The sequence below is a fragment of the Mesorhizobium sp. NZP2077 genome, from assembly GCF_013170805.1.
Taxonomy (GTDB): domain Bacteria; phylum Pseudomonadota; class Alphaproteobacteria; order Rhizobiales; family Rhizobiaceae; genus Mesorhizobium.
This window is the reverse complement of sequence record NZ_CP051293.1, coordinates 3,278,865-3,299,086: the sequence shown is the minus strand read 5'-3', so window position 1 is coordinate 3,299,086 and position 20,222 is coordinate 3,278,865. Positions and strand designations below refer to the sequence as shown.

General features: G+C 63.7%; 10 protein-coding genes. 2 read left to right on the top strand and 8 right to left on the bottom strand.

Going from position 1 to position 20,222, the window contains the following annotated elements; translation table 11 throughout:
- Positions 1-100: 100 nt before the first annotated feature.
- Positions 101-493: a DoxX family protein gene (locus HGP13_RS16315; protein WP_172227228.1), complete on the top strand. Its 393-nt coding sequence runs from the start codon at positions 101-103 to the stop codon at positions 491-493.
- Between the two features lie 22 nt (positions 494-515).
- Here the strand turns inward: HGP13_RS16315 and HGP13_RS16310 are convergent, their stop codons facing one another.
- Both HGP13_RS16310 and HGP13_RS16305 read right to left on the bottom strand, forming a co-directional pair.
- Positions 516-2,942, bottom strand: coding sequence for an FAD-dependent oxidoreductase (locus tag HGP13_RS16310; RefSeq protein ID WP_172227226.1), 2,427 nt, complete (start codon positions 2,940-2,942; stop codon positions 516-518).
- Positions 2,943-2,999: 57 nt separating this feature from the next.
- On the bottom strand, positions 3,000-4,538 hold the full coding sequence (locus tag HGP13_RS16305; protein ID WP_172227223.1) for a trimethylamine methyltransferase family protein: 1,539 nt from the start codon (positions 4,536-4,538) through the stop codon (positions 3,000-3,002).
- Between the two features lie 221 nt (positions 4,539-4,759).
- On the opposite strand from HGP13_RS16305, the gene HGP13_RS16300 reads away from it, so the two are divergent.
- Positions 4,760-5,350, top strand: coding sequence for a transglycosylase SLT domain-containing protein (locus HGP13_RS16300; RefSeq protein ID WP_172227221.1), 591 nt, complete (start codon positions 4,760-4,762; stop codon positions 5,348-5,350).
- 14 nt (positions 5,351-5,364) lie between these two features.
- On the opposite strand, the gene HGP13_RS16295 is transcribed toward HGP13_RS16300, so the two are convergent.
- From HGP13_RS16295 to HGP13_RS16270, 6 genes are all read right to left on the bottom strand, one after another.
- The gene (locus HGP13_RS16295) at positions 5,365-7,686 is read right to left on the bottom strand and encodes an ABC transporter ATP-binding protein (protein WP_172227219.1); all 2,322 of its coding nucleotides are present in this window, start codon (positions 7,684-7,686) and stop codon (positions 5,365-5,367) included.
- A gap of 63 nt (positions 7,687-7,749) precedes the next feature.
- A complete protein-coding gene (locus HGP13_RS16290) occupies positions 7,750-8,907 on the bottom strand; it encodes an ABC transporter permease (protein ID WP_172227217.1) in 1,158 nt (385 codons plus the stop codon).
- A 12-nt stretch (positions 8,908-8,919) separates the two neighbouring features.
- Positions 8,920-9,954, bottom strand: coding sequence for an ABC transporter permease (locus HGP13_RS16285; protein WP_172227215.1), 1,035 nt, complete (start codon positions 9,952-9,954; stop codon positions 8,920-8,922).
- 227 nt (positions 9,955-10,181) lie between these two features.
- Complete coding sequence (locus HGP13_RS16280; RefSeq protein ID WP_172227213.1) at positions 10,182-11,840, bottom strand: ABC transporter substrate-binding protein; 1,659 nt, start codon at positions 11,838-11,840, stop codon at positions 10,182-10,184.
- A gap of 253 nt (positions 11,841-12,093) precedes the next feature.
- Positions 12,094-18,147, bottom strand: a complete 6,054-nt coding sequence (locus HGP13_RS16275; protein WP_172227211.1) for a translocation/assembly module TamB domain-containing protein — start codon at positions 18,145-18,147, stop codon at positions 12,094-12,096.
- 2 nt (positions 18,148-18,149) lie between these two features.
- Positions 18,150-20,078: an autotransporter assembly complex family protein gene (locus HGP13_RS16270; protein ID WP_172227209.1), complete on the bottom strand. Its 1,929-nt coding sequence runs from the start codon at positions 20,076-20,078 to the stop codon at positions 18,150-18,152.
- Positions 20,079-20,222 lie beyond the last annotated feature (144 nt).

Here is a 20,222-nt window from a genome sequence, read left to right as displayed (position 1 = left end):
TTCCAATCACCGATTGTTGATGGCATGCCATGGGAAGTGAGTGGTCGATGGCCGGGCGATAATTTATGGCCGGGCCGGGAGGGTGAAAATGGAGTTTCAGATGAAGCTTTTTGAAGGCCTCTCCAAATACCAGCCGCAGGCGCTCGGCGTCCTGCGCATCATGACCGCGCTGCAGTTCATCGAGCATGGCAGCCAGAAACTGTTCAACTTCCCCGTCAGCGCCGAGCCTCACACCCTCAACGGGCTGACGACGGCCGCCGGCATTCTCGAATTCGCCGGCGGCATCCTGCTGGCGCTTGGCCTGTTCACGCGGCCCGTGGCGTTCCTTCTGGCCGGCGAAATGGCGATCGCCTATTTCATGGCACACATGCCGCGCGACTTCTTCCCGGCCAACAATGGCGGCGACGCGGCAATCTCCTTTTGCTTCATCTTCCTCTATCTGGTCTTCGCCGGCGCCGGCGCCTTCGCGCTGGACAACCGCGGCAACGCCTGAGGTCGCATGCGGGGGTGAGCCCTCACCCCCGCATCCGCTCGAAATTGGCATCGAACAGCGGCGCAGCCTGGATGCGCGCCGCGTGGCGTTTGCCCAGCAGCTCGATTTCGAAGCCGTCACTCTCCTCGGCGATGTCCTTCGGCACATAACCGACGGCGACCGACTTTTTCGAGTGATGGGCGTAGCCGCCTGACGTGACCCAGCCGCGCACCGAGCCGCCGAACCAGATCGGCTCGTCGCCGATGACATCGGCGTCGTCGGCGTCGACGATGAAGCTGCGCAGTCGTAACTTGCCGCCCTGCTTGCGCTCGGCCAGTGCCGCCGCCTTGCCGATGAAGTCCGCCTCCTTGCCATAGGCGACGAAGCGGTCGAGCCCGGCTTCCAGCGGCCCGTAGATCGGCCGGTATTCGCGTCCCCATGAGCCATAATTCTTCTCCAGCCGCAGCGCGTTCAGCGCGCGCGAGCCGAACAGGCCGATGCCGAATTCTTCGCCCGCCGCCATCAGCGCCTGATAGGCCGCACGCTCATATTCCGGCGCCACCCAGATCTCGTAGCCGAGATCGCCGGTGTAGCTGACACGGCCGACCAGGCACGGCGCCATGCCGATATCCATCTTTGCCGCCGCCATGAACGGAAACGCCGCGTTGGAGACATCGGCGCGGCTGACCTTGGCCAGCACTTCCCGCGCCTTCGGGCCGGCAATCGCAAGGCCGGTGAGTTTCGCTCCCAGCGCTTCGATATGAACCGAGCCGTCGCCTGGCAGATGCGACTCGAACCAGCGCATGTGGTACTGCTCGGCAATGCCGGAGCCGGCGAGGAACCAGCCATCTGTGCCCAGATTGGCCAGCGTGAAATCGCCGATCAGCCTGCCGTCTTCTTTCAGCATCGGCGCCAGCGTCATGCGGCCGGGTTTCGGCAACTTGCAGGCAAGCATCTTATCGAGCCAGGCAGCCGCCCCCTCACCCGTCACCTTGTATTTGGCGAAGCTCGAAATCTCCGACAGGCCGACGCCATCGCGAACAGTCGCAACCTCTCCGGCAACATGGGAAAAATCGCTGGAACGCCGCCAGGAGAACTCGTCCTTGATGCCTGCCGGCGCATACCACAGCGGCACCTCCAGCCCATAAGCGACGCCAAACTGCGCGCCCTTGGCCGACAACAAATCATAGACCGGCGTCGTCTTCAGCGGCCGCCCTGCAGGCAGTTCCTCGTTGGGGAAGCGGATCGAGAAGCGCCTCGAATAATTCTCGCGCACCTTGGCGTTGGTGTAGGCCATCGTCGCCCAGTCGCCGTAGCGCGCCACGTCCATGGCCCAGATGTCGGCGCCGGGATCGCCCTCGATCATCCAGTTGGACAGCGCAAGACCGACCCCACCGCCCTGTGAGAAACCGGCCATGACACCGCAGGCGACCCAGAAACCGGGCAGGCCGCGCACCGGCCCGACCAGCGGATTTCCATCCGGCGCAAAGGTGAAGGGCCCGTTGATGATTTGCTTGATGCCTGTGTTCTGGAAGGCCGGGAAATGCCTGAACCCGACCTCCAGCGACGGCGCGATGCGATCGATGTCAGGCGCCAGCAATTCATGGCCGAAACTCCACGGCGTCTGATGCTCGGACCAAGGCTTGTTGGCCTTCTCATAGGTCCCCATCAGCATGCCGCCGCGCTCCTGGCGCAGATAGAGTTCGCCGTCGAAATCGACCGCATGGATGATCTCGGTGCCGGTCTTGGCGTTCCAGGCGGCGACCTCCGGCATGTCCTCGGTGATCAGGTACATGTGCTCCATCGCCAGCACCGGCAATTCGAGCCCGACCATGCGGCCGACCTCGCGCGCCCACAGGCCGCCGGCATTGACGACATGCTCGGCCACCACCTCGCCCTTGTTGGTGATGACGCGCCACATCCCGTCGGGCCGCCGAACGATGTCCTCGACCTTGGTGAAGCGTTCTATTTCCGCTCCAAGTTTCCGCGCCGCCTTGGCATAGGCATGGGTGACCCCCGACGGATCGAGATGGCCGTCCTCCTTGTTCCTGACGGCACCGACGAACTGCTTGGGGTCGAGCAGCGGCATCAGTTCGGCCGCCTCATTCGGCGAGATTTCCTCCAGCTCGATGCCGAGATAGCGGCCCTTGGCGACGACGCCGCGCAGCCAGTCCAGCCGCGCCTCGGTCGCCGCCAGAAGCACGCCGCCGGTCAGGTGCACGCCGGTCGCCTGGCCGGAAAGCTCCTCGATCTCCTTGTAGAGGTTGATGGTGTATTTCTGCAGCTTGGCGACGTTGGGGTCGCCATTGATCGTGTGCATGCCGCCCGCCGCGTGCCACGTCGAGCCCGATGTCAGTTCGTCACGCTCCAGCAGCACCACGTCGGTCCAGCCATGGCGGGCGAGATGGAACAGCACGGAGCATCCGACGACGCCACCGCCAATAACCACGACCTTTGCATGCGATTTCATGGATTCTTCTCTGATATCAATGGATTGGATGGGTGAGATGAATCAGGATGGGAGGCATCACGGCTCGCCCTGCCCGATCGCTTCCTTGCGCCTGGCGACATACGCCTCAAGCTCTTCACGCACGGCGACATCCATCGCCGGCTCGACATAGTCATCCAGCGCTTTCGTCCACAGCCGCGTCGCGCGCGCCGTGGCGTCGAGGCTGCCGGCCTCCTGCCAGGCCTCGTAATTCTGCCAGTTGGAGAGCATCGGCTGGTAGAAGGCGGTGGCGTAGCGCTCCAGCGTGTGCGGCTCGCCGAAGAAATGGCCGCCCGTCGGCACCGCGCCCAGCGCCTCGACGGCAAGTTCCGCCTCGTCGACCACGATCGGGCGCAGGAATTCCATCATGTGCTGGATCATCTCGACATCGATGATGAATTTTTCGAACGACGCCGTCAGCCCACCCTCCTGCCAGCCGGCGGCGTGGTAGACGAGATTGCCATGGCCAAGTATAGCGCCCCACAGCGCCATCAGCGTCTCATAGGCGCCTTGCGCATCGGCGGCGTTGGAGGCCGAGCCCGGCGTCGTGCGGTATGGCAGCCCGTAGCGCCGCGCCAACTGCCCCGAGGCGACGTTGGCCTTGGTATTCTCCGGCGTGCCGAACGCTGGCGCGCCCGACTTCATGTCGACATTGGAGGTGAAGGCGCCATACATGACCGGCGCGCCCGGCCGCACGAGCTGCGTCAGTACGACGCCGAACAGCGCCTCCGCATTCTGCTGCGCCAGGGCACCCGCCAGCGTCACCGGGCTCATCGCCCCCATCAGCGTGAACGGCGTCACCGCCACCGACTGGCCGAACTCGGCCATGGTCATCAGGCCCTCGGCCATCATCTCGTCGAAGCGGCGCGGCGAGTTGACCGAGATGATGGTTGCGATGCCGGGATCGTCGCGCAGTTGGTCCAGCGTCAGCCCGCGCGCGATCGCCATCATCTCGATGCCGTCCAGCGCCCTGCCCCGGCCGATCGCCGAGACATGGAAACTCTTGTCGGTCAGCGTCAAGTTGGTGAAGTAGGTGTCGAGATGGCGCGAGTTGGCCGGCAGCTCAACCGGTGCGCAGACCTGGTTGCCGAGCATGTGGACGCAGTTGAAATGCTGCGCCAGCCGGGTGAGATCCGCGTAGTCGCGCAGATTGCCGGCGCGGCGGCCACGTTCCATATCGTGCACATTGGGCGGCCCGGCAACGAGGGTGAAATTGATGGTGCTGCCGCCGAGATGGATCGTGTTGGCCGGGTTGCGTGGGGTCAGCGTATAAACGGACCGTGTGGTCTTCAGCGCCGCGTCGACCATGCCGCGATCGATGCGGACATTCGCCGAGGCGTGATCGACCACGGCACCCGCCTTCTCGAACAGCGACAGCGCCCGCGGACTCATCACCTCGATGCCGAAATTTTCCAATATATGCATCGATGCCTGGTGGATCGCCTCGATCTGGTCGGGCGACAGCAACGCCATCGGCGGATAGGGATTGATCACCCGCCTTTGCGGCAGCTGCGGGATCGGCACTGGGCCCCGATTGCTGGTGCGCTCGGCGCCGCGCTTGCGTCTTGGTTCGTTCATGCCAGGCATCAAAGCCTTGGCAAACAGGGCAAGCTGTCAGAAATACGCCGTTTACAGGCGTGATTTTAGCCACGGCGGCATTTATGCAGTTTCATTTTATAAAAAGCGGCAGAAAGCGTCGTAATATCAATACGGCATTTTTTCCCGAGATCGCTCGTCCCGGCGAAGCGTTAACGGATGCAGCAAGATTCCTTTTATGATTTCGGCCTATTGCTCATCCCATGCGTAGGTCGAGTTTTAGTAAAATTGTAGCGGTTGGCGTTCTGCTGGCGTTGTCGGCCTGCGCGACAGCGCCCAGCCACATCAACAATGTCTGTGCCGTCTTCGACCAGAATGACGGCTGGTTCGACAACTGGCAGTCGGCCGCCGAACGCGCCTCGCAGAAATACGGCATTCCCGTCCCCGTGCTGATGGCGACGGTGCGCAAAGAATCCGGCTTCAAGAGCAATGCCCGTCCCCCGCGCACTAAGCTGCTCGGCTTCATTCCGTGGAAGCATGTCTCGTCGGCCACCGGCTTCTCGCAGGCGCTGGACGGCACCTGGTCGCAATATCAGCGCGAGACCGGCAACTGGGCGGCGCGGCGCACCAAATTCGCCGACGCCGTCGATTTCGTCGGCTGGTATCACTCCAAGACAGCCGACACATACGGCGTGGCCCGCAACGACACCTACAATCTCTACCTCGCCTACTATCTCGGCTGGACCGCCTATGGCCGCGGCAACCGCGGCGACGCCGGCGTGCAGGGCTACGCCCGCGCCACCGACAAGATGGCGCGCGACTATGATGTGCAGCTACGGCAATGCGGGAGCTGACACTCAGCCCTGGGTCAGTGCCGCCTTGTCGTATCTTTCGGCTTTGAGACACCGGTTTCGGAAATCTCGTCGCGGACTTCGTGGCGACGGGCTCGCAAGACGGCGTCCGCGTCCTCGGCAGCCTTTCCGGCCGCATCGGCTTCCGCATTGGCGTTTTTGCCGCTCGGCCGCGCCGGCGGCGAACCGGCAAAGCCTGGACCTTCGCCATGCGGCGCGTCTTCCGGCACGCCCTCATGCGCAGCATGTTCCTTGTCGAACTTGATCACCGGCTCCATCGTCGCCAGCACGTCGTCGGCCAGCCAGCACAGGCTCATATGGCCATCGCCGAGATGCTTGACCGGTGGCACCTTGGTCTCGCACAGATTGTCCGGCACTAGCTTCTTGTAGCCGCAGCGCGTCTGGAACGGACAGCCCGACGGTGGGTTCATCGCCGACGGGATATCGCCCTCCAGCACGATATGCCGCTTCACCACGCTGGTGTCGGCGATCGGGATCGCCGACAAAAGCGCCTCGGTATAGGGGTGATAGGGCGGCGCGAAGATCTGGTCGGTCGTGCCCTGCTCGACGATGTAGCCGAGATACATGACGACGACGCGGTCGGCGATGTAGCGCACGACGGACAAATCGTGGCTGATGAACAGCATCGTCGTCTTGTTCTTGCGCTGGATATCCATCAACAGCTCGGTCACCGCCGCCTGCACCGACACGTCGAGCGCCGACACCGGCTCGTCGGCCACCACCACCTTGGCGTCGCCGGCAAAGGCGCGCGCCACGCCGATGCGCTGCTTCTGGCCGCCCGACAGCTGGCGCGGTTTGCGGGTCTCGAAGGCCCGCGGCAGCTTCACCAGGTCGAGCAGTTCCAGCATGCGCTTGCGGCGGTCGGCGACCGTCTTGCCGACGTTGAATTTCTCCAGCGTGCGGATGATCTGCGAACCGACCGAATGGCTGGGGTTGAGCGTGTCGAACGGATTCTGGAACACCATCTGGATCGACGACACGGTTTCGACACTGCGGCTCTCGATGCCGGTTGACTGGATCTCCTTGTTGCCTAGCGTCACCGTGCCGGCACTGGCAGTCTCCAGGCCAAGCAACACCTTGGCCAGTGTCGACTTTCCGCAGCCGGATTCACCGACAATGGCGACGGTCTCGGATTCGCGCGCCATGAACGAGATCGTCTCGTTGGCCTTGACGACGCGGCCTTCACTCGACCCGAACACCTCGCTGCCGCCAACCTTGTAGTATTTCCTCAGATCCTCGATCTTGAGCACCGGCGCGCCGGGCACGACGCGCTCATTGACCTTCTTGGCGCCGGGCGGCAGCGCTTCCCAGTCGATCTCGTTGAAGCGCACACAGCGCGAGAAATGGCCCTCGTGGCCAGCGACCTCGATCATCGGAATCTCGGCGGCGTTGCAGACGCCCTCGACGAAATGGTGGCAGCGCGGGCCGAAATTGCAGCCCTTCGGCCGCTCATGCGGCAGCGGCAATTGCCCCGGGATGGAGATCAGCGGCCGCGAATTCTTGTCGGCGCCCGGCAGCGGGATCGAACGGAACAGCCCTTGTGTGTAGGGATGGCGCATCCGGTCGAACACGTCCTTGATCTTGCCGGTCTCCACCGCTTCGCCCGAATACATTACCGTGATGCGATCGCAGGTCTCGAGGATGAGGCCGAGATTGTGCGACACGAAGATCATCGAGGTGCCGAACTTCTCGCCGAGCCCCTTGACCAGTTCGACGATGCCCGCCTCCACCGTGACGTCGAGCGCCGTCGTCGGCTCGTCGAGCAGAAGCAGCGCTGGCTTCGACAGCAGCGCCATGGCGATGACGATGCGCTGTTGCTGGCCGCCGGAAAGCTGGTGCGGATAGGAGCGCATCATGCGCTCGGGGTCCGGAAGCTTGACCGCGCGCACCATGTCGAGGGAGCGTTTGTAGGCCTCTTCCTTCGACACCTTGTCGTGGATCAGCGGCACTTCCATCAGTTGCTGGCCGACCTTCATCGCCGGGTTGAGGCTGGCCATCGGCTCCTGGTAGATCATGGCAATCTTGTTGCCGCGGATGGCGCGCAGCTCCTCGTCGGAGAGTTCGCCCATATCCTTGCCCTGGAACTTGATCTTGCCGCCGACGATCTTCCCGATGTTGGAGAGGTCTCGCATGATGCCGAGCGACACGGTCGACTTGCCGCAGCCGGACTCACCGACGATGCCCATCGCCTCACCCGGCATGACCGTGCAGGAAAAATCCATGACGGCCGGTATCTCGCCCTTGCGGGTGAAGAAGGAGATCGACAGATTTTCGATCTCGATGATCGGCTCTGCGGGATTTCGAACTGCCTCGTTCATGGGTCGCTCCAATCCTTGGTTCTCAGGTCCGGCTCTTCTCACTTGGGGTCGAAGGCCGCTCCATCAGTCTTTCATCGATTGCTCGCGCAGGGAATCGGCGAGCAGATTGAGCCCCAAAACGAAGCTCATCAGCGCGATCGTCGGCGGCAGCGCCGGGTGGATGAAGGAGCGCAACAAGCGGCTGGCGTCCTTGATCGCCGTGCCCCAGTCAGGACTTTCCGGCGCCAGGCCGAGGCCGAAATAGCCCAGCGTACCGAGCAGAATGGTGGTGTAGCCGATGCGCAGGCAGGCATCGACGATCAGCGGTCCGCGCGCATTGGGCAGGATTTCCCACAGCATGATGTACCAGGGCGATTCACCGCGCGTCTGCGCCGCCGCCACATAGTCGCGCGTCTTGATGTCCATAACCAGGCCGCGCACGATGCGGAACACGCCGGGGCTGGAGGCAAACACGACCGCCACGAAGATGTTGAGCTGGTTGGGATCGATGTGGACGATGTGCAGCGGGTCCCTGTCGAAGACAAGGCCGAGATAGATCCAGCCGCCTATGATCAGCGTTAGGCCGAGCAGGATGTAGATCCGGTCGGGCCGGTTCTTGTAGCGCGTCCAGAACAGCACGCTGAAGAAGATGATCGGAAACAGGAAGAACACGCCGGCCATCGCATAGGGGATTGGCGTGTCCATGATGCCCGGGGTCACCAGCAGGTAGAACAGCAGAATCACCGGGAACGCCAGCACGAGGTTGGCCAGGAACGACAGCACGGTATCGATCTTGCCGCCATAATAACCAGCCGGCAGGCCAAGCGTGATGCCGACCATGAGCGCGAAGCCGGTCGCCGCCGGCGCGATGATCAGCACGATCTGGCTGCCGTAGACCATGCGCGAAAACACGTCGCGCGCAAGCTTGTCGCCGCCGAACAGATAGACCAGACCTGACTGCGGCTCCACCGCGCCCGGCAGCACGTCCTTCATCACGGGGATCTGGGCCAGCGGATCGAAGGGCGAGATGGTCGCCGCGAAGATCGCCGTGAACAGCCAGAACAGGCAGATACCAACACCGACGATGCCGACGCCGCTGTCGAACAGCTGTCCGTAGAGCGCGAGCTTCTTCTTGTAGGCGAAGCTCGCCCCCATGACGATGATGAGCGCGATCCAGACCGGCCAGAAGCGCGACAGCACTTCGAGAACGACGGTGAAGGCACTGATATATTGGACCTGCATCCGCTTCGCCCCCTACTGAACTCTGATACGCGGATTGAGAAACGCGTAGCCGACATCGGAAATGAGCTGCGTGATCAGGACGATGAACACCGAGACCAGCGAGCAGCCCAGCAGCAGGTCGATGTCGTTGTTGCCGGCGGCCTCGACCAGCGTGTAGCCAAAACCCTGGTAGCGGAACATCACCTCGACGATGACGACGCCGGTGAGCAGCCAGGGAAACTGCAGCATGATGACGGTGAACGGCGCGATCAGCGCATTGCGCAGCGCATGTTTGACCACCACGCTGCCGAAGGAGAGACCCTTCAACCGGGCGGTGCGGATATATTGCTGCGTCATCACCTCGACCATCGAGGCGCGCGTCATGCGGGCGATATAACCGATGCCGTAGATCGCCAGCGTCATGACCGGCAGCGTGAAATTGTAGAAGGTGATGCCTTGGCTCGCCGACGCGGCCGAGCCGTTCAGCCAGCCAAGCCAGGAGGCGAAGATCACGGTGAAGATGACGCCCGACACATATTCGGGTGTCGCCGTCGAGGCTATCGAGGCCACCGACAGCACCCGGTCGGTTCGCGAGCCCTCGCGCATACCGGCCAGGATGCCGATCAAGAGCGAGATCGGCACCATCACCACCAGCACCCAGAACATCAGGATGCCGGTCGCACCAAGGGCAGGGAACAATTTCGAGGCGACCGTTGCCTTGAACTTGGTCGAGCAGCCGAAATCACCCTCGAAAACGCCGGCGAAGGTCGGCACGATCGGATCATTGCAGAACGAGAAACGCTGCGCCGGCTTGCCGGTCGCCGGATCGGTCACCGGCTGCTTGGGCATGATGCCCAGCCACTGCCCATAGCGGACGAAGAAGTTCTGCCGGTAGCCATGCCCGGCCAGCCAGCTCTCGAGCTGCTCGGCCGACGTATGCATTTCGGTCTGGCTGATCGCCAGCTTCTTCAGATTGGGTTCAAGGTTGATCAGGAAGAAGACGACCATGGTCAGGCACAGCATCGTCAATGCCATGGTGCCAAGACGCCTGATAACGAAGGAAAGCATGGCGGCCCCCTGCCGATGGGTTGGGGTTTGAGCCGGCTATGAAAGCCAACCCTGCCGTGACCGGCGAGGCTGGCTGTCAAACAGGCCTTCGGATGCGATCAACCCTGTTTTTGTTGCACGACCTCGCCCGGGAGTCCGCAACTTTTTTGGAGAAGCGCGGACCAACGGGAACAGATGATGCAAACAGCAGGGAAAGAGGCTGACGCCCCTTTCCCTTGTCTGTGCGATCAAGCCTGGTCGAGCCAGATCTTGCCGTAGTCGCGCTCGAAGGTCGGGTGCATCTTGTAGTTCTGCACCGCCTTGACCGAGTGGCTGTAGAGCTTGCGCCAGTAGGGTTGGATGATGATGCCGGAATCCTGCAGGATCTGCTCGATATCCTTCATCATTTCCTTGCGCTTGGCAGCGTCGGCAACGGCAAGCGCCGCATTGAGCTTGGCATCCCAGTCGGGGTTCGACCAGGCAGCCTCGTTCCAGGCCTCGCCGGTGCGATAGGCCAGCGCCAGAACCTGGACGCCGAGCGGCCGCATGTTCCAGTTGGTCATCGACAGCGGATACTTCAGCCAGTCGTTCCAGAACGTCGAACCCGGCAGCACGGTGCGCTTCACCTTGATACCGGCGTCGCGCAGCTGCGCGGCAATCGCATCGCCGGTGTTCTTGTGCCAGTCCTCGTCGACGGTGATCAGTTCATGTTCGAAATCGGCCTGGCCGGCTTCCGCCATCAGCGCCTTCGCCTTGGCCGGGTCACGGGCAACCTTGGGCAGCTCGTAATATTCCGGATGGATCGAGCAGACATGGTGGTTCTCGGCGACCGAACCGGCATTGCCGTAGCCGAGCTGGAGGACGACGTTGTTGTCGACTGCAAGCTGCAGCGCGTTGCGCACCTTCTTGTCGCCGTAAGGCTTGTTGTTGACGTTGGTGCGGCACACGATGGTCGAGGCGGTGACGACCTCGGACTTGACCAGGTTCATACCGTCGAGGATCGACACATAGTCGGCCGAGGTCTCGAAATTGGTGTGCACTTCGCCGGCTTCGAAAGCGCTGACCATGGCTGCCGGATCGGTGCCGTAGTCAATGAACTCCAGGCCATCGAGGAACACTTCGCCGTCCCACCATTTGTCGTCGGCGCGGCGCTTGTAGACCACTTTCTGGCCGACATCATAAGAGACGAGTTCGAACGGGCCGGTGCCGATCGGGCAGGCCTTGAAGTCGCCGCCCTTTTCGTCGAAGGACTTGTGGACGATGAGAGCAACATAGTCACAAATGCCGGGAATGATCGAGATGTCGGGCTTGGTGAGCAACAGCTTGACAGTCATGTCGTCGACCTTGGTAACCGCGCCTTCACGCAGCTTGCCCGTCTTGTCGTCGAACAGCGTGCCAAGACGGCCGGGCATGGAATTGCCTTCGGCGGCCTTCTCGCCCCAGCGGTTGAAGTTGTGTATCACGTCATCGGCGGTGAAAGCATCGCCGTTGTGCCAGGTCACGCCCTTGCGCACATGCAGCGTGTACTGCGTCGCGTCGTCGTTGACGTCCCAGCTTTCCAGCAGATAGGGGCGGAACGTGTATTCGGTGGTGTACTTGACCAGCGGCTCGAGCGCCTGGCGCTCGGCATTGGCGATTTCCGACCAGTCGGCCTTGCGTGGGTCCTTCGGATCCTTGATCCACTGGGCGATCTTGAGAGTGCCGCCCTTCTTGCCCTTTACCTCATCCGCCTTTGCCGGCGTCGGGTCGGCGAGACCGAGCAGGCCATAGGCCATCGCCGTCGAGGCGCCGAAGACGCTGGCGAGCGCCAGGAATTCGCGGCGGTCGACATTACCTGCCTTGGCTTCTTCGGCCATGGCCAGGATGTGATCCGGAACGCTGTCGCCATTACTCTTGTAGATCGTCATGACTAACTCCCATTGTTGGCTTTCCGCCGATTAACATTCCGCATCCAGGCCATGATGTCAAAGCCGGCATGGATTGGGAACATGTTAGCGAATGTGCAACTTTGGAAGGAGAGCGGTTCGCGTGATAACGACAGTCTTGGCGCAAAATTGCTAGTGTGCCCAGATTCCGCCAAAATCTCCTTGGGCGATTAAACTGAGACATTTGCACCGGTTACGACAGCGCCAGTTCCAGCCGGGATAAGGGCCAGCCTCCTCAATATTCCTTCTCGTAGAAGATGCCGCCCTTGGCCTCGCCGGCGTCCGTCGCCTCGCCGCGCAACTTGACGCCGCGCCCGACATTGAGGTCGATGGTCGCCTTGCCCGAACCCGGCTTGTCGCCCTTCTGGATGGTCACGTAGGTGCGATCGTTCAGGTACTTGCCGGCCGAGACCGCCGTGCCGCCCTTGTCGTCGGTGGTGACATCGAGATCGTCGACACCGATGGCGCTGCGCAGGTTCTCCAGCAGCGACGTCGAGCCGCCGACGCCGGCCAGTTGCCCGGCCGCTTCGGCCAGCTGCGCGATCTGCAGCGGCGACAGGTTCGACATCGAACGGCCGAAGATCAGCTGCGCCAGCACCTCGTCCTCGGGCAGCGCCGGCACCGAGAAGAAGGTGAATTTCGGATTGGTCGCCTCACCCGACACCACGATGGTGACGGTGGCGCTCGTCGTTGTCGTTGTCGCGGTCAGGTTGAGATAGGGCACCAGCGAGCCGGAGAAGCCGACGGTGCCCTCGGTGAAGGTCAGCCGTTTCCCGAGGATCGACAGCCGGCCGCGCTGCAGGGTGAAGGTGCCGACTGCCTGCGGCGACGAAGCAGGGCCGGTCAGCCTGAGCGAGCCGCCGAGCTCGGCATCGACGCCCCTGCCCTGGATGAAGATCTGGTTCGGCGCGTTGACGGTGACATCGAGCGCAAGCCCGCTGCCGCCGCTCTTGCCTGACGTCGTCGCCGGGCGCAGCGCCTTGTCCTGCGCCTTGACAGCGCCGGGCGCGTTCTTGTGCTTGACGTCGAGCGCCGAGAGCGAGCCCGGCAATTTGTCAGGAACCGTGATGACGGTCTTGGCGAGGTTGACGGTGCCGGCAATCGCCGGTGCCGATGTCAGCGGCCCCTTTATCGTCAGGTCGCCGCCGAGATTGGCGGTCACCACGCGCCCGTCCGTATAGCGGCCGTCGGTGAGCTTGATCGACAGGTCGGCCGGAAAACCTTGCGCCGGGTTGATGCCGACCGTGCCGCTGGCCGACAGGCTGCCGCGCGTCGACAAGGTTCCGGTCAGCCGGTTGATCTTGGCCACGCCGCCGCCGATCGAGACATCGGCCGTGAGATCGTTGACGGCCAGCCCCGAGCGCGCATCGACCAGCCGCGCACCCGAGGTGCTGACGCTGCCGCCGATGACGGGCGATGTCGCCGGACCACGCACCTGGACATTGACATTGGCGGTTCCCGTCAGCGCCAAGCCTTGCGCGGCCAGCTTCTGGCTGAGCATGCCGAACGGCACGGCGCCATTGAAGTCGAGCACCAGCGCCGGCGTGCCCGCCGTCGTCACCGTGCCGCCGCCCTTGAGGCCAAGGCCGGCGCCATCGCTGACATTGGCGTTGAAGGTCAGCTTGTTTCCGGCAAAGGTGCCGGACGAGGAAACATTCACCGCCCCGACACCGGCGCCTCGGGTCTGGGATGTCTGCACGCCCGCCGCGTCAATATTGAAGGCAACCGCCGGACTGGCAGGCGCGCCGGTCACCTTCACCGTGCCGGAAATCGACCCGGCGGCATCGAGACCCGGCGAGAAACTGTTGGCGAGCGACATCGGCACCTTCGCCAGCGTCGCATTGATATCGAGCGCCTGCCCGACCTTGCCGGTCACCGTCGCCGTGCCGCCGCCGAGGTTGAGCACCAGCCGGTCCAGCGTCGTCGTGCCGTTGGCGATGCTGACGGTCGAAGCCTGGGCGATGGCCGCCTTGATGCCCTGCACGGTCGCCTGGCCGGAAGCGAGTTCGATGGTGGTGGTGCCATTGGCCACCTTCACGCGGCCCGCGGCCTGCGCCGGAATGCCCTTGACCGTGGCGCCGCCGGAAAAGCCGGTCCAGTCCCCGTCGCGCTTCAAATCGACATTGATGCCGCTGATCACGGTGCCGCCCGATGTGACAGTGTCGGCGCGGATCTTGCCCGAGATCACCGGAGCGGCGAGATAGTTGGCGATCAGTGCGTCGATGGAAACCGCCCTGGCCTGCAAGTCGCCGCGCGTGATCGAACCGGTGGCCGCCTTGATGGCGACCTGGGGTGCTGCGCCGTTTTTCGAGAAGGCGATCGTGCCGCGCACATCGCCTTCGGCCTTTTCCAGCGCCAGCGCGGCGAGCGGCCCGATATCGGGCAGATCGAGCGAGATGGTGCCTACCGGCACGAACTTGTCGTCCAGCGCCAGATCGCCCGAGATCTTGTTCTTGCCCAGCGACAGGAGCAGGCCGTTGATGGCGCTCTTGCCGTCCGCCGTTGCCAGCACAGCGCTGCCTTGCAAGCCTTGTCCCGCGACATTGCCGGTCAGCTGTACATTCGCCGCCGGGTTCGCGGCATCGGCCTTGCCGGTGGCCGTCAGCTTCAGCCCGATGATCTCGCGCTCCGCCACCAGCAGCCGATCGCTGTTGATGGTCAATGACAGGTCGGGTGCGATGGCCGGCCCCTGAGCGTTCAGGGCAAAGGCAATGGCGCCCTTGGCGTCCTTGGACAACAGCGACATGTCGGTGAGAGCGCCGGTGATGTCGGCGGCCAGCTTATTGTCGGCAAGGCTCGCCTGCCCCGCCGCACTCAGCGCGCCGGAGACCAGCTTCAACCCCTCGACATTGATACCGCCCTTGGGATCGCGCTTCAGCGTGGCGCTGATCTGAGCGCGTTCGCCAAGCACGCCGCGCGCCGCCGCCGGCAAGGCCGATGACGGGGCATCCGCACTCAGCTTCAGATCTATGGCACCGTCGCGCAGCGATACCTGGCCCGCGACCTGGCTGTTCAGCGCATCGCTTTTGAGCGAGCCGCTGTCGATGGCGACAGCGTCCGATGTCAGCCGCGCGTTGAGCGCGGCCGTGACCTTGCCGGCGATCAGCGGCGCGATCGCGGCATTGTCGAGACCGACCTTGTCCACCGACACCGTGCCGGAAACCGGTCCGGCGCGGTTCTTGAGATCGAACGCGTCCGAGTGCAAGGCCAGGGCAAGCCCCTCCACCTTGGCCGGGCTGGTGGTAACCGAAGGCAGGATCGCGGAGACGTCCAGGCGGGCCTGCGTGCTCTCGCCCGCCACCTTTGCCGACAAGGACTGGACCTCGATCTTCACCGGGCTCTGAGCGCTTCCGAAGGTCAGCGGCAGGCTCGGGCCGGATGAGGTGAGATCAAGCGCAAAATCGCTGGCGCCGTTCGGATTGATCGTGCCCGTGGCCTTGCCGGAAATCTTGTCGCCGGACAGCGTGGCATGGTCGAGGGCGACGCCTCCGGCCAAAGTATAGGCGCCGGCCGCATCGACAGCGAGCGGCCCGAGCCCAGCCTGACGGGTCTGGCTGGTTTCGACGCCGGCAAGCTGCGCATTGAACCGAACCTCCGGCGCAGCCGGCGTCCCGGTGACTTGCGCTGTGCCGCCGAGCGTACCCACGGCATCGAGGCCGGGCGCAAAATCATTGGCAAGGGCCGCTGGCAGCGCCGAGAACTGTGCCGCTAGATCGAGCGTCTGGCCGGCGCTGCCCGACAGCGTCACCGCGCCGCCGCCGATGTCGAGCGCCAGCTTCTCGATGCTGGTGGTGCCATTGGCGATGGTCAGGGCCGAGGCTTCAGCGATCGCTGCCTTGATGCCGCGCACCGTCGCTTCGCCCGAGGCGATCTCGACGCTGGTGGTGCCCTGGGCGATCTTGACCCGGCCGGCCGCGGTCGCCGGAATGCCCGCAATGGTGGCGCCACCGGTGAAATTGGTCCAGTCGCCGTCGCGCTTCAGGTCGACGCCGATGCCGCTGATTCCGGTGGCGCCGGATGTGACCGAGTCAGCCTTGATGGCGCCCGAGATCGCCGGTGCCTTGAGATAGTTTGCGATCAGCGCGTTGACGGCGATGGTCTTGGCCGTCACCTCGCCACGCGCGATCGAGGTGCTCCTGGCATCGATGGTGACTGACGGCGTCTCGCCGTCCTTGGCAAAGCCGATGGTGCCGTTAATGTCGCCGGTCACCGCCTGGCCGGCGAGTGCCGCCAATTGGCCGATGGCCGGTGCGGCGAGCGTCAGCGTGCCCAGCGGCATGAACTTGTCGTCGAGCGCCAGGTCGCCCGAAACCTTGTTGTCGCCCAACGAGACCAGGAAACCGTTGATCGAGCGCTTACCCTCGCTCGTCACCAGCGCCGCCTTGATGTCGAGTGGCTGGTCGTTGACGGTCCCGGTCAGCGAAACATTGGCCGATGGGCTTGCTATGTCGGCCTTGCCGCTGGCTGTCAGCTTGATCGCCTTCACCGTCCGGCCCGAGGCCGTCAGGCTGTCGCTGTCGGCAGAGACCGTGAAATCCGGAGCTGTCCTGGCGCCATTGGCCGACAGGGCGAAATCGACGCCGCCGGCAACCGGCACGCCGACCATCGGCGACAGCACCGAAACATCGCCCAGTGTGCCCTTGATGTCGGCCTGGATGTCGCTGCCTTGCGCGCTGGCGGTGCCGCTGGCGCTGAGCGACCCGGAAGTGAACGAAATCGAATTGGCGGCGAAGGCCCCCTGCGGATCGCGCGTCGCGGCTGCCGAGAATTTCACCCGCTCACCCAGCACTGAGCTGATCTGCGGCGGCAAGGCGGTCGACACGGCATCGGCATTCATCTTGAGCTGCATCGACAGATCAGCAAGCGCCACCGTCATCGTCAGCGAGGCGTTCAGCGCATCGGAGCGCAACGTGCCTTGATCGATGGTGATGGCGTCCTTGCTCAGCGATCCCGCGAGGTCGACATCGACCTTGCCGGTGATCAGCGGCGCCAGCGTCGCCACGTCGGTCTTCAGCCCACCCGCCGTCAGCTTGACGGCAAACGGCCCGGCGCGGTTCTGAATATCGAAGCCGTCGGAATGGATCTGCGCCGCAAGATCGTTGAGCTGGGTACCGCCCGCCACCACCGAGACCAGCGAGGCACCAATGTCGATGATCGGCGCCTTGCCGTCGCCAAGGGCGCGGGCAGTGATGTTCCTGATGACCACCGTGATCGGCTGTGCCGCATTGCCCACGGTGATCGGCACAGGTGCGCCCTTGGCGGCAATTTCAACCGACAGGTCGCTGGCGCCCGCAGGGTCGGCGATGCCGGCCGCGGTGCCATGTATCGCATCGCTTTCGATGTTGGCGCGGTCGACGGTGATGCCACCGGCCGATGTGGTGGTGCCGGCGACATCGAAGCTGGTCTTGCCGGCAAACAGCGGCCTCAGATTTTCCGGCAGGAAAGGCGCGAACTCGCCGTCGCCCTTGGCCTCGACGTGATTGCCCTTGTCGGTGAGCTGATGACGGCCGGTCAGCTGGGTGACGATCTTGCCGTTGACCGTGAACGTGGCGACACCGTTCCAGTTGGCAAGCGGTCCCGTGCCCGAGACGGCTATGTCGACCGGCGGCGTGTCGGGCAGCTTGAGCAGATTGGCGATGATGCCGCCTGATGGTTCCGACGCCTTGAGATCGAGGTCGAGCCTGTTGTCGTCAGGCGCAAAGTGGATTTTGGCGTCGACATTGCCTTGCTTGCCGTCATGGCGGGTGACGTTGAGCACCGTCTCGACCGCCAGCGGCGCGGCATCGGCCTTGAGCATTCCCTTGGCGGCAAGCTCGGCGATGCCGCTGCCGGCCAGTTGCTGGCCAAGCGCGATTTCCGGCAGGTCGATCTCTCTGATGTCGATGGAGACCGGCAGCGTCGTCGTGCCGCTCTGCGCCGGCGGCTGCTGACCTGCCACCGGCAGGCGTGCCAGTTCGATGCGCTCGGCAGCTATGCGGTCTGCGCTGAAGCTTTTCGACAGCAGCGAAAGCGGCGACCAGTCGACGGCGACCTTGCGCGCCACCAGCCAGGCGCCCTGGCGGTCTTCCAGCACGACATGATCGACGCTGAGCGCGCCCGACCAGATGCCGTCAATGCCGCTGACCGTGATCTTGCGGTCGTCGGTTGAGGCCAGCTTCGAAATGATGCCGGCGAGATTGTCGCGCCCGCGCTCGGTCTTGGTCAGAACGACGAGCGCGCCGATGGCGCCCGCGACCACGATCAGCAGCGTGTAGAGAACAATGCGAAGGATGCGCCAGACCGTTTTCATCGTCAGAATGCCTGTCCGATGCCGGCATAGATGCCGAAATGCGGATCACTGGGATCACGGTTGAGCGGCACGGCCGCATCGATGCGCAACGGCCCGAACGGCGTCACATAGCGCAGGCCGACGCCGGCGCCGACCTTGACGTCGGAGAAGTTGGGAACCGCCTTGGTCGACACCGTGCCGGCGTCGACGAACGGCACGATGCCGATCGTGTCGGTGACGGCAATGCGCATTTCGACCGAGGTCTCGAAGAAGGACAGGCCGCCGATTGGCTGACGGTTGAAATCCTTGGGGCCGATGCCTTGATAGGCATAGCCGCGCACCGAACCGCCGCCGCCGGAATAGAAACGCCGGTCGGCCGGAACATTCTCCAGCCCGGTGCCGACGATCGAGCCGGCGGCGACGCGCTCGGCCAGCACGAACTTCGAGGCCGTATCCAGCGACTGATAGGCCGATCCCTCGCCCTTCAGCTTGAGGAAGGCCGCACCACTCATGATGTCGTAGCTCGGCTCGGCATAGGCCAGCACCCGGAAGCCCGTGGTCGGGTTCAGCCGGTTGTCTCTGTTATCGTAGACATATTGCAGCGGAATGCTGGCGATCAGGTATTTGTGCTTGCCGAATGCGTCGTGGATCCGAGAGTAGTCGAGCGCGACCTCGGCTGAGACGGTCTGCTTCTTGTCGAGTTCGTAGGACAGGCCGGTGCTGCCCTTGACCGAGAAATGGTCGTAGGCGTCCGGATGCTCGAGCACCGTCTTCACACTGGCAAAGAATTTCGATGCCGGCCCGATCACGCCGGGTTTCTCGAACATGATGCCGGCATTGTAGTTCAGATCGGACAGATTGTTGCTGCCGATACCGCTGATGGCGCCGTCGATGCGCAGCTTTTCGGCGTGACCAAACAGGTTCCGGTGCCCCCAATAACCTTCCAGGCCAAGGCCCTCGGTATTCGAGAAGGTGCCGCCCAGCCCGAAATAGCGCGGCTTGCGCTCGCTGACCTGGACGCCGATCGGAATGTTGCCGTCGGCGTCGAGCTTGTCGGCTTCCTTGAATGTCACGCTGTTGAAGACCTCGAGCGCCAGCAGCCTGTCGCGCGCGTCGCTGATCTCCTGCGGCGAGTACTGCTTGCCGCGCTTCAGCCCGGTCATGTATTCGGTGAAGTCGCGGTCGACCTTCTCGGTGCCTTCCACCGTCGTCGCGCCATAGCCGGCGACCGGGCCGGCGGCGACCGTCAGCGTCACGTCGAGCGTCGAGGTGGCATGGTCGGCGACAATCTGCCGGTCGGTCACCTTGGCCAGCGGCCTGCCCTGCTCCTTCAGCGTCCGCACGATCAGCGCCTCGGCCTTGAGCACCGCGCCGGATCCGGCGTCGCCACCCGATATCAAGCCATAGTCGGCGCTCATCAGCCCCGCCGCGTCACCTTCCAGCCTGATATTGCCGAGGGTGAATTTGGGGCCGGCGGCGATAGAAATCGCCACTGGAATCGGCTGTGGACCCTTGAATTCGGCGTCCGGCGGCAAATCGTCGAGCGGCTTGCCGTCGATGGTGATGGTGACCACACCTTCGTAACGGGCATCGGCATAAAGGGCCGCGACCAGCTGTTCACGGTCGCTGCGCGCTTTGGCCATCAGCCCGAGCGAGCCTGAAACCGGCCGATCCTCGTCGCCCTTCAGCGCCGAGGCGTTTTCGAGCTTCTTGACCAGATCCTTGTCGGCATCGGGCACAGCGATGGTCACAGCATAGCGCAGCGGGTCGACGATGTCGGCGTCCGCGTCGCTGGAAGAGCCCCAGAGCTTGATACCAAAGATCGAGAAGGCGGCTGCTGGCCTCGGTTCGGCGGCCAGCGCGGTCGCGCACATCATGGCCAAAAGCAGGGCGCGCGGAAGAACGCGCCCTGGCGCGGTCCTTCCTGACATCTGCTTTTCATGCGCCGGCATTAAGACAACCTAGGTTACAAAACTAAAATTGGAATGAAGTTCTGAAGCGCCCGTAAAGGGGCCACAATCCAATTGTCTGAAATAGGACGGGCTTGGAATTCACACCTTCTGCGTTTCCGCAAGAAAGCGTGATCCCCTGTCCCG